Annotated in this window: 1 protein-coding gene; it reads right to left on the reverse strand. The window is 40.9% G+C overall.

The window, feature by feature from the left end:
• On the reverse strand, nucleotides 1–230 hold a 230-nt coding region (locus tag HMPREF2867_RS07830; RefSeq protein ID WP_141751005.1), incomplete at both ends, for an ATP-binding cassette domain-containing protein.

Here is a 230-nt window from a genome sequence, read left to right on the forward strand (position 1 = left end):
AATACCATCCCTGCTTCCTTACGAAGCTCAACCAAGTCTTTGGCAGAAGCTTCCGTCACATTATGTCCGTTAACGATAAGTGTACCGTTATCAATTGATTCCAAGGCGTTGATTGTACGGATAAGAGTAGATTTCCCAGACCCAGAAGGTCCCAAGAGAACCACAACTTGTCCTTTTTCAATTTCTAGATTGATATCACGAAGTGCATGATAATCTCCGTAGTATTTATT

The organism is Streptococcus sp. HMSC064H09 (assembly GCF_001812625.1).
Taxonomy (GTDB): domain Bacteria; phylum Bacillota; class Bacilli; order Lactobacillales; family Streptococcaceae; genus Streptococcus.